This is a genomic window from Sinosporangium album, from assembly GCF_900100605.1.
Classification (GTDB): Bacteria; Actinomycetota; Actinomycetes; order Streptosporangiales; family Streptosporangiaceae; genus Sinosporangium; species Sinosporangium album.
In genome coordinates this window covers 1-1,246 of sequence record NZ_FNCN01000094.1, presented here as the reverse complement: position 1 = coordinate 1,246, position 1,246 = coordinate 1, and the positions used below count along the sequence as shown (strand labels likewise).

1 protein-coding gene is annotated in these 1,246 nt (G+C 65.1%); it reads right to left on the bottom strand.

Going from position 1 to position 1,246, the window contains the following annotated elements; genetic code table 11:
- Positions 1-29: 29 nt before the first annotated feature.
- Entirely contained in the window at positions 30-1,145 is a 1,116-nt protein-coding gene (locus tag BLQ73_RS30765) for an IS630 family transposase (protein WP_093176452.1), read from the bottom strand.
- Positions 1,146-1,246 lie beyond the last annotated feature (101 nt).

Below are 1,246 nucleotides of genomic sequence, written 5' to 3'. Positions count from 1 at the left end.
CTAGTGTCCCGCACCTGAAATCTTGATGGTTAGTTCTGCCCGGTCTTGCTGGTGTCGATCCTGACTTTGGCCAGATATTCGGCGAGGGAGTTGAGGATCTGGTCTGCGGTTTTGGTCCAGGTGAACGGCCGGGGATTCTCGTTCCAGGTGGTGATCCACGCCTGGATGTCGTTCTCCAGGGCTTTGACGGAGGTGTGCACCCCGCGGCGGATGAGTTTGTCGGTCAGCAGGCCGAACCAGCGTTCGACCTGATTGATCCAGGAGGAGCCGGTCGGGGTGAAGTGAACGTGGAATCGGGGATGCCTGGCCAGCCAGGTTCTGATCTCGGCGGTGTTGTGGGTGGCGTAGTTGTCGCACACCAGGTGGACATCCAGTTCGGCGGGCACCGCTTTGTCGATCGTGCCCAGGAACTTCTTGAATTCCACCGCCCGGTGGCGGCGGTGGAGCCGGCCGATGACGGTGCCGTCGGTGATGTTGAAGGCCGCGAACAGGGTGGTGATGCCGTGCCGAAGATAGTCGTGGGTGCGCCGCTCGGGCATGCCCGGCATCATCGGCAGCACCGGTTGTGACCGGTCCAGCGCCTGGATCTGGCTCTTCTCGTCCACGCACAGCACCACCGCCCGCTCGGGCGGGTTGTGGTAGAGCCCGACGACGTCGACGACCTTGTCGACGAACTGCGGGTCGGTGGAGAGCTTGAATGAGTGTTGCAGGTGGGGTTTGAGGTCGAACCTCTTCCAGATGCGGCCGATGGTCGATTTCGACAGGCCGGTGCGCGCGGCCATCGAGGCTCGTGACCAGTGCGTGTCGCTGCCGGGGGTGGATTCCAGCGTCGCGACGATCACGTCCTCGACCCGATCGAGCAGGATGGAGGGCGGACGTCCGGGCCGGGGCTCGTCGTGCAGCCCGTCCAGTCGCCTGGCGATGAATCGGGCCCGCCAGCGATCCACGGTTGATTCATCGACCCCAAGATCGGCCGCGGCCTGCTTGTTCGTCCCGCCCTGCGCGCAGCGCAGGATGATTTTGGCGCGTAATGCGAGGTATTGGGCGCTCTTGGCTCGTCTGGCCCACCGGGTCAACTGGACGCGCTCGCTGTCCTCCAGGATCAGATCGGCCTTCGGCCTGCCGATACGGCCGGTGTCGTCCAGGCCGGCCAGTCGCTGTCCGGCGAACTGGCGCCGCCACTTGGCCACCGTCTTGACCGCGACGCCGACCTCCCGCGCCGCACCCGCGTTCGACATGCCCTCAG